Source organism: Escherichia sp. WS547 (genome assembly GCF_046486065.1).
Lineage (GTDB): Bacteria > Pseudomonadota > Gammaproteobacteria > Enterobacterales > Enterobacteriaceae > Escherichia > Escherichia coli.
This window is the reverse complement of record NZ_JBJQMA010000003.1, coordinates 165,655-180,904: the sequence shown is the minus strand read 5'-3', so window position 1 is coordinate 180,904 and position 15,250 is coordinate 165,655. Positions and strand designations below refer to the sequence as shown.

Annotated in this window: 12 protein-coding genes; 8 read left to right on the top strand and 4 right to left on the bottom strand. The window is 52.8% G+C overall.

From position 1 onward, the window contains the following. Positions 1-121: 121 nt before the first annotated feature. Positions 122-2,140, top strand: a complete 2,019-nt coding sequence (gene fadH, locus ACJHWK_RS04580; RefSeq protein ID WP_001521368.1) for an NADPH-dependent 2,4-dienoyl-CoA reductase — start codon at positions 122-124, stop codon at positions 2,138-2,140. A 117-nt stretch (positions 2,141-2,257) separates the two neighbouring features. On the opposite strand, the gene rlmG is transcribed toward fadH, so the two are convergent. Next, on the bottom strand, positions 2,258-3,394 hold the full coding sequence (gene rlmG / locus ACJHWK_RS04575; RefSeq protein ID WP_000018671.1) for a 23S rRNA (guanine(1835)-N(2))-methyltransferase RlmG: 1,137 nt from the start codon (positions 3,392-3,394) through the stop codon (positions 2,258-2,260). Between the two features lie 84 nt (positions 3,395-3,478). On the opposite strand from rlmG, the gene ACJHWK_RS04570 reads away from it, so the two are divergent. From ACJHWK_RS04570 to sstT, 5 genes are all read left to right on the top strand, one after another. Next, positions 3,479-3,982: a M48 family metallopeptidase gene (locus tag ACJHWK_RS04570; protein ID WP_001389445.1), complete on the top strand. Its 504-nt coding sequence runs from the start codon at positions 3,479-3,481 to the stop codon at positions 3,980-3,982. A gap of 76 nt (positions 3,983-4,058) precedes the next feature. Continuing rightward, the gene (locus ACJHWK_RS04565) at positions 4,059-4,751 is read left to right on the top strand and encodes a vancomycin high temperature exclusion protein (protein ID WP_001521370.1); all 693 of its coding nucleotides are present in this window, start codon (positions 4,059-4,061) and stop codon (positions 4,749-4,751) included. Between the two features lie 78 nt (positions 4,752-4,829). Next, entirely contained in the window at positions 4,830-5,816 is a 987-nt protein-coding gene (locus ACJHWK_RS04560) for a Gfo/Idh/MocA family protein (RefSeq protein WP_001521371.1), read from the top strand. A 283-nt stretch (positions 5,817-6,099) separates the two neighbouring features. Next, positions 6,100-7,065, top strand: a complete 966-nt coding sequence (alx, locus tag ACJHWK_RS04555) for a TerC family membrane protein Alx (RefSeq protein WP_001098805.1) — start codon at positions 6,100-6,102, stop codon at positions 7,063-7,065. Between the two features lie 615 nt (positions 7,066-7,680). Continuing rightward, the gene (gene sstT / locus ACJHWK_RS04550; RefSeq protein ID WP_000211655.1) at positions 7,681-8,925 is read left to right on the top strand and encodes a serine/threonine transporter SstT; all 1,245 of its coding nucleotides are present in this window, start codon (positions 7,681-7,683) and stop codon (positions 8,923-8,925) included. Between the two features lie 4 nt (positions 8,926-8,929). On the opposite strand, the gene ACJHWK_RS04545 is transcribed toward sstT, so the two are convergent. The 3 genes from ACJHWK_RS04545 to uxaC form a co-directional block, all read right to left on the bottom strand. Beyond that, complete coding sequence (locus ACJHWK_RS04545) at positions 8,930-9,481, bottom strand: YgjV family protein (protein WP_000128138.1); 552 nt, start codon at positions 9,479-9,481, stop codon at positions 8,930-8,932. Between the two features lie 82 nt (positions 9,482-9,563). Continuing rightward, positions 9,564-11,051, bottom strand: coding sequence for an altronate dehydratase (gene uxaA, locus ACJHWK_RS04540; protein ID WP_001199376.1), 1,488 nt, complete (start codon positions 11,049-11,051; stop codon positions 9,564-9,566). A gap of 14 nt (positions 11,052-11,065) precedes the next feature. Further along, on the bottom strand, positions 11,066-12,478 hold the full coding sequence (uxaC, locus tag ACJHWK_RS04535) for a glucuronate isomerase (protein ID WP_000187442.1): 1,413 nt from the start codon (positions 12,476-12,478) through the stop codon (positions 11,066-11,068). Positions 12,479-12,960: 482 nt separating this feature from the next. On the opposite strand from uxaC, the gene exuT reads away from it, so the two are divergent. Beyond that, the gene (gene exuT, locus ACJHWK_RS04530) at positions 12,961-14,259 is read left to right on the top strand and encodes a hexuronate transporter ExuT (protein ID WP_001298326.1); all 1,299 of its coding nucleotides are present in this window, start codon (positions 12,961-12,963) and stop codon (positions 14,257-14,259) included. A 129-nt stretch (positions 14,260-14,388) separates the two neighbouring features. Continuing rightward, positions 14,389-15,165: a transcriptional regulator ExuR gene (gene exuR / locus ACJHWK_RS04525; protein ID WP_000406487.1), complete on the top strand. Its 777-nt coding sequence runs from the start codon at positions 14,389-14,391 to the stop codon at positions 15,163-15,165. Positions 15,166-15,250 lie beyond the last annotated feature (85 nt).

Below are 15,250 nucleotides of genomic sequence, written 5' to 3'. Positions count from 1 at the left end.
GGGCGTATTCTTTTTGAATCCCATCACAAACCCCGCACTCCCCTTTTCCCTTTTCTCCGGCGACGGCTAAATTAGAACTCATCCGACCACATAACAATTATTTTACATACTGGACAATTTTATGAGCTACCCGTCGCTGTTCGCCCCGCTGGATTTAGGCTTCACCACGTTAAAAAACCGAGTACTGATGGGTTCAATGCACACGGGACTGGAGGAATACCCGGACGGCGCTGAACGGCTGGCAGCGTTTTACGCGGAACGCGCCCGTCATGGCGTGGCGTTGATTGTCAGCGGCGGTATTGCACCAGATTTAACAGGCGTTGGCATGGAAGGCGGCGCAATGCTCAATGACGCAAGCCAGATCCCGCACCATCGCACCATAACCGAAGCCGTACATCAGGAAGGCGGCAAAATCGCCCTGCAAATTTTGCATACCGGGCGCTACAGCTACCAACCGCATCTGGTCGCTCCTTCCGCATTGCAGGCTCCCATCAACCGTTTCGTGCCCCATGAGTTAAGCCATGAAGAGATCCTGCAACTGATCGACAATTTCGCCCGCTGCGCGCAACTGGCGCGGGAGGCCGGATACGATGGCGTAGAGGTGATGGGTTCCGAAGGGTATTTGATCAACGAATTTCTGACCCTGCGCACTAACCAGCGTAACGACCAGTGGGGCGGCGATTACCCTAACCGGATGCGCTTTGCAGTTGAAGTGGTGCGAGCAGTGCGCGAACGCGTCGGCAATGACTTCATTATTATCTACCGTCTGTCGATGCTCGACCTGGTCGAAGGCGGCGGTACTTTTGCCGAAACGGTAGAACTGGCGCAGGCCATCGAAGCGGCGGGCGCAACCATTATTAATACTGGCATTGGCTGGCATGAAGCGCGTATTCCGACCATCGCCACGCCCGTGCCGCGCGGCGCATTTAGCTGGGTCACGCGCAAACTGAAAGGCCACGTCTCGCTACCGCTGGTGACCACCAACCGGATTAACGATCCGCAGGTTGCCGACGACATTCTCTCGCGCGGTGATGCCGATATGGTATCGATGGCGCGACCGTTTCTTGCTGATGCGGAACTGCTGTCAAAAGCGCAATCGGGGCGAGCCGATGAGATCAACACCTGTATTGGCTGCAATCAAGCCTGCCTCGATCAGATCTTCGTTGGCAAAGTCACCTCGTGCCTGGTGAATCCTCGCGCCTGCCACGAAACCAAAATGCCGATCCTTCCCGCCGTGCAGAAAAAAAATCTGGCGGTGGTCGGCGCTGGTCCGGCTGGGCTGGCGTTTGCCATTAACGCGGCGGCACGTGGTCATCAGGTAACGTTGTTTGATGCTCACAGTGAGATCGGCGGTCAGTTTAATATCGCCAAACAGATCCCTGGCAAAGAGGAGTTTTACGAAACGCTGCGCTATTACCGCCGGATGATCGAAGTAACAGGCGTGACGCTGAAACTCAATCACACCGTGACGGCGGATCAGTTACAGTCGTTCGATGAAACGATCCTCGCTAGCGGGATCGTACCGCGCATTCCACCTATCGACGGAATCGATCATCCGAAGGTGTTGAGTTATCTCGACGTACTGCGCGACAAAGCGCCTGTGGGCAAAAAGGTAGCAATCATCGGTTGTGGCGGGATTGGTTTTGATACGGCGATGTTTTTAAGTCAGCCGGGTGAGTCCACCAGCAAGAACATTGCCGAGTTCTGTAATGAGTGGGGGATCGACAGCAGCCTGCAACAGGCTGGTGGCTTAAGCCCGCAGGGAATGCAGATCCCGCGTAGCCCACGGCAGATTGTGATGCTCCAGCGCAAAGCCAGCAAACCGGGACAGGGGTTAGGCAAAACCACCGGCTGGATCCATCGCACCACCCTGCTCTCGCGCGGCGTGAAAATGATCCCAGGCGTAAGTTATCAGAAGATCGACGATGACGGGCTGCATGTGGTGATCAACGGCGAAACGCAGGTATTAGCAGTGGACAATGTGGTGATCTGCGCAGGGCAAGAGCCAAACCGCGCGCTGGCGCAACCGCTGATTGATAGCGGGAAAACTGTGCATTTAATTGGCGGCTGCGATGTAGCTATGGAGCTGGACGCACGACGGGCAATTGCCCAGGGAACACGGCTGGCGCTGGAGATTTAAATCGTGCATTGAAGTGCCGGATGCGACGCTTGCCGCGTCTTATCCGACCTGGGGGTAATGTGCTGAACGTATGCCAGATAAGGCGTTTACGCCTTATCTGGCAGGTAGCTGCCAATCTTACCGACGACGCCCCAGCTTCACTGCTTTCAGCACCACAAATTTATTATTCGTGGCGATGGTGGTGCAGTTGCCGAAAATCTTCTTCAGTTTATGGAAGTAATCCAGGTGACGGTTGGCAACGATATACAGCTCGCCGTTGATTTTCAGACAGCGGCGGGCGTGGTGGAACATCTCCCAGGCGACGTTATCGGTCAGCGCATGTTGCTGATGAAACGGCGGGTTGCAGAGCACAGCATTAAAGCGGAAAGGCTCCACGCCGGAGAGCGCGTTGTTGATCATAAACTCGCAGCGATCCAACGCCTCTGGCATGTTGGTTTCAACGTTCAAACGGCTGGAAGCAACCGCCATCGGCGATTCATCGACAAACACCACTTTCGCCTGCGGGTTTTTATCAAGCAGCGTCAGACCAATAACGCCATTACCACAACCGAGATCGACAATCTCACCTTCGAGATTCTCTGGCAGATGCTGCATAAAGAAGCGCGCGCCAATATCCAGCCCGGTGCGGGAGAAGACATTCGCATGGTTGTGGATAGTCCAGTCAGTACCTTCCAGTTTCCAGCTAACGGTCTGCGGCGCATCGGCCAGCGGCGGCTCGTTGAAAGTACAGTTAATTAAGCGTGCCTTCTTCCATGCCAGCGTGGTGGTGGTCGGGCCGAGCACTTTTTCGAACAGTTCCAGCGTGGAAGTGTGGATGTCACGGGCTTTGGCACCGGCAATAATACGTGTATCCGGCGTGACCACTTTGCGCAGCGCACGCAGTTGTTGTTCCAGCAACGCCAGTGTTTTCGGTACTTTGATCAGTACCACGCCCGGCTGTTGCGGGTAGTCAGCGGTGCTGTCGAGAAACTTCACGCTCGATTCATCAATCCCGTTGAGGCGTAAATTCTCGCGCGTCGCCAGTTCGCTGATGTATGAGTCGCCAATGCTGTAAGGCTTATGTTCCGCCAGTGCACAACTTAACGCACCAAAGGCATCATTCAGGATCAACACCGGGCCGCGGATTTCTGTGTCGTCCAACTGTTGCAGCAAATATTCATCCGCCGCTTCCCACGCCTGTAGCGGGTTAACGTCATCCGTCGCCGGAAAACGTTGTAGTGTCAGTGAACGGAAACCGTTGTCTAAGTGGCTCATCGGCCCTCCTGAATGATAAAATTTCGACGTTGCCCCTGAAAAGGGTGCGTGAGTATACCCTTTTTCTCTTTTTCGTGGGCGGTTATGAGCAATCTTACTTATCTTCAGGGTTATCCCGACCAGCTACTTTCCCAGGTGCGAACGCTGATTAACGAACAGCGTCTGGGCGATGTGCTGGCAAAACGCTATCCGGGAACACACGACTACGCCACCGATAAAGCCCTCTGGCAATATACCCAGGATCTGAAAAATCAGTTTCTGCGCAATGCCCCGCCGATCACTAAAGTGATGTATGACAATAAGATCCATGTGCTGAAAAACGCGCTCGGGTTACATACCGCTATTTCGCGTGTGCAGGGCGGTAAGCTGAAAGCAAAGGCGGAGATCCGCGTCGCTACCGTGTTTCGCAACGCGCCGGAACCGTTTTTGCGCATGATCGTGGTGCACGAGTTGGCGCACCTGAAGGAGAAAGAGCATAACAAAGCGTTCTATCAATTGTGCTGTCATATGGAGCCGCAGTACCACCAGCTTGAATTCGACACTCGTCTGTGGCTAACGCAGTTGTCACTTGGGCAGGACAAAATCTGAAAATGATGTCAGGCGTTATCTTTTCTTCCTTTAGCGCCTAAAATCGACCTCCCCCCTTTCGTTAAGGATAACGACCATGCTGCGCGCCTTTGCCCGCCTTCTTCTCCGTATTTGTTTTTCTCGCCGGACTCTTAAGATTGGCTGTTTATTGTTGCTTACAGCAGGAGCGACCCTTTTTATTGCCGATCGCGTTATGGTCAACACCAGCAAGCAGCTGACCTGGAGCGATGTCAACGCAGTTCCGGCGCGTAACGTGGGTTTATTGCTGGGGGCGAGGCCGGGTAATCGCTACTTTACCCGACGTATTGATACCGCAGCAGCGTTGTACCACGCCGGAAAAGTGAAATGGCTACTGGTAAGTGGCGATAACGGACGTAAAAATTACGATGAAGCCTCAGGTATGCAGCAGGCTTTGATCGCTAAAGGCGTACCGGCGAAAGTGATCTTCTGCGACTATGCCGGATTCTCAACGCTGGATTCGGTAGTGCGTGCCAAAAAGGTGTTTGGGGAAAACCATATCACCATTATTTCGCAAGAATTTCATAACCAACGCGCCATCTGGCTGGCAAAACAGTACGGCATCGACGCTATCGGCTTTAACGCGCCAGACCTCAATATGAAGCACGGTTTTTATACTCAGTTACGGGAGAAACTCGCCAGAGTCAGCGCGGTGATTGACGCAAAAATCCTCCATCGCCAGCCGAAATATCTCGGGCCATCGGTCATGATTGGGCCGTTTAGTGAGCATGGCTGTCCGGCGAAAGAATAATGCGTATCTGCGCACGTCGAAGATGAAAAAGGCGTGCTACATTGACGACAGAATCCCTTTATGGAGTATCCACGCGTTATGATACGTTTCGCTGTGATTGGTACGAACTGGATCACTCGCCAGTTCGTCGAGGCCGCCCATGAGAGCGGTAAATACAAGTTAACCGCCGTATATTCCCGCAGCCTTGAACAGGCCCAGCACTTTGCCAATGATTTTTCTGTCGAGCATCTGTTTACGTCGCTGGAAGCGATGGCGGAAAGCGATGCCATTGACGCGGTGTATATTGCCAGCCCGAATGCCCTGCACTTTTCCCAGACACAACTTTTCCTTAGCCACAAAATTCATGTGATTTGCGAGAAGCCGCTGGCATCGAATCTGGCGGAAGTGGATGCCGCCATTGCCTGTGCGCGGGAAAATCAGGTGGTGCTGTTTGAGGCATTTAAAACGGCCTACCTGCCGAACTTTCATCTGTTACGCCAGGCACTGCCGAAAGTCGGCAAACTGCGTAAAGTCTTTTTCAACTATTGCCAGTATTCCTCGCGGTATCAACGTTACCTGGACGGTGAGAATCCCAACACCTTTAATCCAGCATTCTCTAACGGTTCGATTATGGATATCGGCTTTTACTGCCTGGCGTCGGCGGTAGCGTTATTTGGTGAACCGAAAAGCGTGCAGGCAACCGCCAGTTTGTTGGCAAGCGGCGTAGATGCCCACGGCGTGGTGGTGATGGATTACGGTGATTTCAGCGTCACCTTGCAGCACTCAAAAGTGAGTGATTCTGTCCTGGCAAGCGAGATTCAGGGCGAAGCAGGATCGCTGGTGATTGAAAAACTGTCTGAATGCCAGAAAGTCTGCTTTGTGCCGCGTGGCAGCCAGATGCAGGATCTCACCCAGCCGCAGCATATTAATACCATGCTCTACGAAGCAGAGCTGTTTGCTGAACTGGTGGATGAGCATCTGGTGGATCATCCAGGGCTGACGGTCAGTCGCATCACCGCCAAACTGCTGACCGAGATCCGCCGCCAGACTGGGGTGATTTTTCCAGCAGATAGCGTAAAACTATAATTGCCAAAGTAAAACAGTGTAAAAGGTATGTAACAGACCATTGACTGGCTGAATGGTCTGTCATACTTTGTTACCTGCAAAGGGGAGTAACTTCATTGCCGGTCGATCGTCATTACGATGTGTGAAAAACCACATCCGGTCACCGGGCAACCCGAAAGGAATACGCAGACGTATTCCTTTTTTGTTGTAAGTGAGACCTTGCCGGAAGGCGAGGTCTATGCATAAAAAGCAGCGGCTGACGTCTTCCGACGTTGGCCGTTTTTTTTATGTGTAAGGAACTTCTATGAATACTGTCGGCACGCCGTTGCTATGGGGCGGATTCGCTGTTGTTGTCGCCATTATGCTGGCTATCGACCTGTTGTTGCAGGGGCGTCGTGGGGCACATGCCATGACCATGAAACAGGCTGCGGCCTGGTCGCTGGTCTGGGTGACGCTGTCGTTACTGTTTAACGCCGCTTTCTGGTGGTATCTGGTGCAAACCGAAGGTCGCGCCGTTGCCGATCCACAGGCACTGGCCTTTCTCACGGGTTATCTGATTGAGAAATCGCTGGCGGTCGATAACGTCTTTGTCTGGCTGATGTTGTTCAGCTATTTCTCTGTTCCGGCGGCATTACAACGCCGCGTGCTGGTGTATGGCGTGCTCGGGGCGATTGTTCTGCGTACCATCATGATCTTCACTGGCAGCTGGCTGATTTCGCAGTTCGACTGGATCCTGTATATCTTCGGTGCCTTCCTGCTGTTTACCGGCGTGAAGATGGCGCTGGCCCATGAAGATGAATCAGGCATTGGCGACAAGCCGCTGGTGCGCTGGCTGCGCGGTCATTTGCGTATGACCGACACCATCGACAACGAGCATTTCTTTGTGCGTAAAAATGGCTTGCTGTATGCCACGCCGCTGATGCTGGTGCTGATTCTGGTGGAATTGAGCGACGTGATTTTCGCCGTGGATAGCATTCCGGCTATCTTCGCCGTGACCACTGACCCGTTCATTGTGCTGACCTCAAACCTGTTTGCGATCCTCGGCCTGCGTGCGATGTATTTCCTGCTGGCGGGCGTAGCAGAACGTTTCTCGATGCTCAAATATGGCCTGGCGGTGATTCTGGTGTTTATCGGTATCAAGATGCTGATTGTCGACTTCTACCATATTCCAATCGCCGTCTCGCTGGGCGTGGTGTTTGGCATTCTGGTGATGACGTTTATTATCAACGCCTGGGTGAATTATCGGCATGATAAGCAGCGGGGAGAATGATTCGCTGTATATTAAGCCATTACTAGAGATAACTCATTCCAGACAAAGGTGAGCTATTAATTATGTAATCGGCTTATAGCTCTTTACAAAAAGACCGCACGGGTGTTGGTGGCGTCAAAATCGCCGAAGCGTTCCCTGGAGGCCGGGGCGACGCGCATGGATGCGCGGCGAGGGCGCATCTTACAGGGACGTTCCCTTGCGCCCGACCCGGTAGCCGCAAGGGATAAGCTGAGGGAACCGCGCAGCGGCGATTTTGTTCGCCAGAGCCTGGGGGTGCAGGGGGCGGCGGCGATTGGCCGCCCCCTGCGCGCTCCCTGCGGCATTGACTTTATATGGCATAGCACATTAAAGGAGCGCAACCGTTCTCATATTCCAAATAGTTTTGCCCATATGTTATCTAATCAGCCTTAGTAGCCAGTCCTTCCCTCTGTTTATGTCAAATAAATGTAACCATTAAGTTGCAAAATATGACCTCTCTTTAAAATCCAGCATTTTTCGCTTCCCGAAGCTGTAACTTTCCTTATACTCGACCTTGCAAACACTTTGTTACATCCTGAAAGATGCGTCGACAGAACGCACCAGGGATGTGCGACAACACAATGAAAGGATCGAAAAATGACTACGCAACGTTCACCGGGGCTATTCCGGCGTCTGGCTCATGGCAGCCTGGTAAAACAAATCCTGGTCGGCCTTGTTCTGGGGATTCTTCTGGCATGGATCTCAAAACCCGCGGCGGAAGCTGTTGGTCTGTTAGGTACTTTGTTCGTCGGCGCACTGAAAGCCGTTGCCCCCATCCTGGTGTTGATGCTGGTAATGGCGTCTATTGCTAACCACCAGCACGGGCAGAAAACCAATATCCGTCCTATTTTGTTCCTCTATCTACTGGGCACCTTCTCTGCTGCTCTGGCCGCAGTAGTCTTCAGCTTTGCCTTCCCTTCTACCCTGCACTTGTCCAGTAGCGCGGGTGATATTTCGCCGCCGTCAGGCATTGTCGAAGTGATGCGCGGGCTGGTAATGAGCATGGTTTCCAACCCCATCGACGCGCTGCTGAAAGGTAACTACATCGGGATTCTGGTGTGGGCAATTGGCCTCGGTTTCGCACTGCGTCACGGTAACGAGACCACCAAAAACCTGGTCAACGATATGTCGAATGCCGTCACCTTTATGGTGAAACTGGTCATTCGCTTCGCACCGATCGGTATTTTTGGTCTGGTTTCTTCTACCCTGGCAACCACCGGTTTCTCCACACTGTGGGGCTACGCGCAACTGCTGGTCGTGCTGGTTGGCTGTATGTTACTGGTGGCGCTGGTGGTTAACCCATTGCTGGTGTGGTGGAAAATTCGTCGTAACCCGTTCCCGCTGGTGCTGCTGTGCCTGCGTGAAAGCGGTGTGTATGCCTTCTTCACCCGCAGCTCTGCAGCGAACATTCCGGTGAATATGGCGCTGTGTGAAAAGCTGAATCTGGATCGCGATACCTATTCCGTTTCTATTCCGCTGGGTGCCACCATCAATATGGCGGGCGCAGCAATCACCATTACCGTGTTGACGCTGGCTGCAGTTAATACGCTGGGTATTCCGGTCGATCTGCCCACAGCGCTGCTGTTGAGCGTTGTGGCTTCTCTGTGTGCCTGTGGCGCATCCGGCGTGGCGGGGGGTTCTCTGCTGCTGATCCCGCTGGCCTGTAATATGTTCGGTATTTCGAACGATATCGCCATGCAGGTGGTTGCCGTCGGCTTTATCATCGGCGTATTGCAGGACTCTTGCGAAACCGCGCTGAACTCTTCAACTGACGTGCTGTTCACTGCGGCAGCTTGCCAGGCGGAAGACGATCGTCTGGCAAATAGCGCCCTGCGTAATTAATTGTTTAACCCCTTTCGTCTACGGCGGAAGGGGTTTTCTCTACTTTAAACGGATCAATCCCCCTTTTCTGCATCCGCCAGAAACGAATGATATTCAGGCCATTCATAAGCAGAAAACTCCCCTCAATCATCGTGCCGCCTATCGACCCCGCCCAGAAGTTGTGAATCACCCAGCAACACGTTGAAAACCACATCACGCAGCGCATGGTCAGCCCTTTACAGCGAAACAGCGCCCAGGTACTGACAATCGTGCCGATAACCGGCAATAGTTCGACAGGATGATGGAACTTCGCGAGGCCAATTCCGCCAGTCAGCACAATAAAAATCGCCATTACCCATAAGCTGCGCGTGCGTAAGGTAATCAATGTACGAATGGCATTAAGGATGGCACTGGCACCAGCGGGATAGGTGCCCAGAAGAAAAAAATGTACGCCAATAACGGCGCTATAGACCGAAAGCTGCTTTTTGAAGCGACGTTCGTCACGATTGAAAAATGTTGTGATACCAATCAGAAAGGCGATGACACCCACGCCCTGGGCCAGCCAATACGCGGTCATGATAAATCCTTAGCAGGTATGGAAAAGCAAACGGCGCTTCACATTATGAAACGCCGTTTTTTATTAACAACTCATTTCGACTTTATAGCGTTACGCCGCTTTTGAAGATCGCCAGTTCGCGGAAGTCGTTACGCTCGTTACAGGTTTGCTTACCGTTGGCAAACTCAACGATGGTATCGATGAATTCTTCCAGCAACTGCGGCATCGCTTTACCGTGGATCAACTGACCCGCGTCAAAGTCGATCCAGTGTTTTTTCTTCGCCGCCAGTTCGCTGTTGGTGGCGATTTTCACCGTCGGTACAAAGCCGCCGTATGGCGTGCCGCGACCAGTACTGAACAGCACCATATGGCAGCCCGCACCCGCCAGGGCGCTGGTCGCTACGGCATCGTTACCTGGCGCACTTAACAAGTTCAGCCCCGGCGTTTTCAGACGCTCGCCGTAACGCAGCACGTCAACCACGACACTGGAACCGGCTTTCTGGGTACAGCCAAGTGATTTGTCTTCCAGCGTGGTGATACCACCCGCTTTGTTCCCCGGTGATGGGTTTTCGTAAATCGGCTGGTCATGGGCAATAAAGTACTGCTTGAAGTCATTGACCATGGTGACCAGTTTTTCAAACGTTGCTTCGTCACGACAATGGTCCATCAGCAACTGCTCTGCGCCAAACATCTCCGGCACTTCGGTCAGTACGGTAGTACCGCCGTTAGCAATCACGTAGTCAGAGAAACGCCCCAGCATCGGGTTAGCAGTAATACCAGAAAGACCGTCAGAACCACCGCACTCCAGACCAAACTTCAGTTCGCTGAGTTTGCCTGGCTCGCGCTTGTCGTTGCGCATCACGTTATACAGCTGATGCAGATGCTCGATCCCGGCTTCGATCTCATCATCCTGCTGTTGGCAGATCATGAAATGAACGCGTTCAGGATCGATATCGCCCAGCGTTTCACGGAATGCGGCAACCTGGTTGTTTTCACAACCCAGGCCAATCACCAGCACTGCGCCCGCGTTCGGGTGGCGCACCATATTTTGCAGCATGGTGCGGGTATTGATGTGATCGTCGCCCAGCTGCGAGCAGCCGTAGGTGTGGCTGAAGAGGAATACGCCGTCAGTACCTTCGGCGTTGTTGGTCTCTTTCAGGAAACGGTTCTGGATCTGCCGCGCGATGCCGTTAACACAGCCCACGGTTGGCAGGATCCAGAGCTCATTGCGCACCCCGACATCGCCGTTAGCGCGACGATAGATCTGCACTTCACGATCTGCCGCTTGCGCAGGCAGATCCTGAAAATCAGGTTGATAGCGATACTGATCCAAATCGCTCAGATTCGTGCGCGTATTGTGGGCGTGGACGTGTTCCCCCGCCGCAATATCCGCCAATGCATAACCAATCGGCAGGCCATATTTGATGACGTTGGCCCCTTTTGCGATATCCGTTAACGCAAATTTATGTCCACGAGCAACATCCTGGCGCAGCGTAACAGTCTGGTTATCGACACTGACTTCTGTGCCTTCAGCCAAATCCGCTAAAGCGACCGCGACGTTATCCAGCGCATGGATCTTGATGTATTGCATATCAACCCCAGACCTTAGTTCAGTTCAATGGCGAAGTAGTCACGCGCATTGTTAAAGCAAATATTTTTCACCATCTCGCCCAGCAGGTTGATATCCGCCGGTGCTTCGCCCGCTTCCACCCAGCGACCGATCATCTGGCACAGAATGCGGCGGAAGTATTCGTGACGGGTGTATGACAGGAAGCTACGGCTGTCAGTCAGCATACCGACAAAGCGGCTCAACAGACCGAGCTGCGCCAGTTGGGTCATCTGACGTTCCATACCGTCTTTCTGATCGTTAAACCACCAGCCGGAACCGAACTGCATTTTGCCCGGCATACCTTCGCCCTGGAAGTTACCGATCATGGTGCCCAGCACTTCGTTATCGCGCGGGTTCAGGCAGTAGAGAATGGTTTTCGGTAGCAGGTTTTCTTCGTTCTGCTTGCTCAGCAGCTTAGACAGCTCTTCCGCCATCGGACGGTCGTTGATGGAGTCAAAGCCGACATCCGGCCCCAGCAGTTTAAACTGACGCAGGTTGTTATTACGCAGTGCGCCAATGTGGTACTGCTGTACCCAGCCGCGACGTGCATATTCGGCACCAAGGAACACCAGCACCGCAGTTTTGAACTGTGCCACTTCGTGCTCGCTCAGGGTTTCGCCAGCCAGACGACGCGCCAGAATGCTGTCCAGTTCCGCTTCGTTCGCTTCAGCAAACATCACCACATCCAGCGCGTGGTCAGACACTTTACAGCCGTGAGCGGCGAAGTGATCCAGACGTTTGGTCAGGGCAGTTTGCAGATCAGCAAAGCGGCGGATGTCGGTATCGGAAACTTCGCCCAGCTTCGCCATGTAGTCGTTAAAGGTCGCCTGTTCGATGTTGAAGGCTTTATCAGGACGCCAGCTCGGCAGCACTTTGATGGTGAAAGAGCCGTCTTTGGCGATCTCTGCGTGATGCTCCAGAGAATCGATCGGGTCATCGGTCGTGCCGACCATTTTCACGTTCATCTGCTGCATGATGCCGCGCGCGGAGAAGTTATCCTGCGCCAACAGTTCGTTACATTCGTTCCAGATTTCATCGGCAGTTGACGGAGAAAGCAATTTGCCAGTGATACCGAATGGACGACGCAGTTCAAGATGCGTCCAGTGGTATAACGGGTTGCCGATAGTGTGCGGAACAGTCGCCGCCCAGGCGTCAAATTTTTCACGGTCAGACGCATCACCGGTACACAGACGCTCGGCCACACCGTTGGTACGCATAGCACGCCATTTGTAGTGATCGCCTTTCAGCCAGATGTCATACAGGTTTTTAAAACGATAGTCTTCCGCAATCTGCTGCGGCGGCAAATGGCAATGGTAATCGAAAATCGGCTGGTCTTTTGCGTAGTCGTGATACAGACGGCGGGCAAATTCGGTATCTAACAGGAAATCTTCAGTCATAAACGGAGTCATTTTCGTCTTCCTCTCAACGAGTGAGCTAGCTTGCTTATGGTGCGATGCTGACAAAGTTATCACACCAATTTCCAGAGTCCGAAGATATTTTCGTGAGATAGATCAATAAACGTAGTTAAAAAAATTACTCTCAAAGTGGTAAATCTCGCTGCAGGCCGCGCCAGTACTGGCCTCGCTGTCGTCAGGTAATGTCCCTACAAATATTCCCACATTTGTGATGGCTCTCACCTTTTAAAGTTGTATGACAAGTTATCTTTCTGCCGTCGCAAATCATAAGTCGACGGAATGCAAATTGCCGATTCATTCATTTGTTAGATGAATCGGGTTAACCGGTACGGAAGCCGAATTAGCACGAAACTTTCATGGCAACGTTCGGGGCGTGCCGGTTTTTTTTCGGTTACCCGGTCGTAACTAACATCTTCAGCCTCTGGCGGGATGATGGCCGCGCTTCCTGCGGATATAACAAAACGATGAGGTTTTACATGCGTAAAATTAAAGGGTTACGTTGGTATATGATCGCACTGGTGACGCTCGGCACCGTGCTTGGTTACCTGACGCGTAACACTGTGGCGGCAGCTGCGCCAACTCTGATGGAAGAGTTAAACATCTCCACCCAACAGTATTCCTATATCATCGCAGCCTATTCTGCTGCTTATACGGTCATGCAACCGGTAGCAGGTTATGTACTGGATGTGCTGGGTACGAAAATCGGTTATGCAATGTTTGCTGTGCTGTGGGCCGTGTTCTGTGGTGCAACCGCGCTGGCAGGTAGCTGGGGCGGCCTGGCTGTTGCTCGTGGTGCGGTCGGTGCCGCGGAAGCAGCGATGATCCCGGCGGGTCTGAAAGCCAGCTCCGAATGGTTCCCGGCGAAAGAGCGTTCCATCGCGGTAGGTTACTTTAACGTAGGTTCTTCTATTGGTGCGATGATTGCACCGCCGCTGGTGGTATGGGCAATCGTAATGCACAGCTGGCAGATGGCATTTATCATCTCCGGCGCGTTGAGCTTTATCTGGGCAATGGCATGGCTGATTTTCTATAAACATCCGCGCGACCAGAAGCATCTGACCGATGAAGAACGCGACTACATTATTAATGGTCAGGAAGCCCAGCACCAGGTTGACACAGCGAAGAAAATGTCCGTTGGTCAGATCCTGCGTAACCGTCAGTTCTGGGGTATCGCGCTGCCGCGCTTCCTGGCAGAACCGGCATGGGGTACTTTTAACGCGTGGATCCCGCTGTTCATGTTTAAAGTTTACGGCTTTAACCTGAAAGAGATCGCGATGTTTGCCTGGATGCCGATGCTATTTGCTGACCTCGGTTGTATCCTCGGTGGTTACCTGCCGCCGCTGTTCCAGCGTTGGTTTGGTGTGAACCTGATCGTTTCCCGTAAGATGGTCGTAACGCTGGGTGCTGTGCTGATGATTGGCCCGGGTATGATCGGTCTGTTCACCAACCCGTATGTCGCGATTATGCTGCTGTGTATCGGTGGTTTTGCTCACCAGGCACTGTCTGGCGCGCTGATTACGCTCTCTTCTGACGTGTTCGGTCGTAACGAAGTGGCGACGGCGAACGGTTTAACCGGGATGTCCGCATGGCTGGCAAGTACGCTGTTTGCACTGGTAGTCGGTGCACTGGCTGACACCATCGGCTTCAGCCCGCTGTTCGCAGTTCTGGCAGTGTTCGACCTGTTAGGTGCACTGGTTATCTGGACCGTGTTGCAGAACAAACCGGCGATTGAGGTGGCGCAGGAATCACATAACGATCCCGCACCGCAACATTAAGGCTTCGTGTAAGTTTTAGTTTCCCTTCAAAGCCGCCTTCTCAGGCGGCTTTTTCATCACTGTGAGTAGAGCTAAACTCGCAAAAGTGGTATAACAAATATAGTCTGCCGTATCATGCCTGGAGCGCATATGGAAATCACTGAACCACGCCGTTTGTATCAACAACTTGCCGCTGATCTGAAAGAGCGCATCGAACAGGGCGTCTATCTGGTGGGTGATAAACTGCCTGCTGAGCGCTTTATTGCCGATGAAAAAAACGTCAGCCGCACCGTGGTTCGTGAAGCCATCATCATGCTGGAAGTTGAAGGCTATGTCGAAGTGCGTAAAGGTTCAGGTATTCATGTGGTTTCCAACCAGCCGCGCCATCAGCAGGCGGCTGACAATAATATGGAATTCGCCAATTACGGTCCGTTTGAGTTGCTTCAGGCTCGCCAGCTCATCGAAAGTAATATTGCCGAATTCGCGGCAACTCAGGTAACGAAACAGGACATCATGAAACTGATGGCCATCCAGGAGCAGGCGCGCGGCGAACAATGCTTCCGTGATTCCGAGTGGGATTTGCAGTTCCACATTCAGGTAGCCCTGGCGACGCAGAACTCCGCCCTGGCGGCTATCGTTGAAAAAATGTGGACCCAGCGTAGTCATAACCCGTACTGGAAAAAACTGCACGAACACATTGATGCCCGTACCGTCGATAACTGGTGTGATGACCACGATCAAATCCTCAAGGCGCTGATTCGCAAAGATCCTCATGCTGCTAAGCTGGCAATGTGGCAGCATCTGGAAAACACCAAAATCATGTTATTTAACGAAACCAGCGACGATTTCGAGTTCAATGCCGACCGCTATCTGTTCGCAGAAAACCCGGTTGTGCATCTCGATACGGCCACCAGCGGCAGCAAATGAAATTTCCATCCGACAGGCGCTGCAATGCGCCTGTTTGCTTCGTCGGTAAGCGAAAAGTATAAAGTGTCAGCCTGTGTAAATCCTC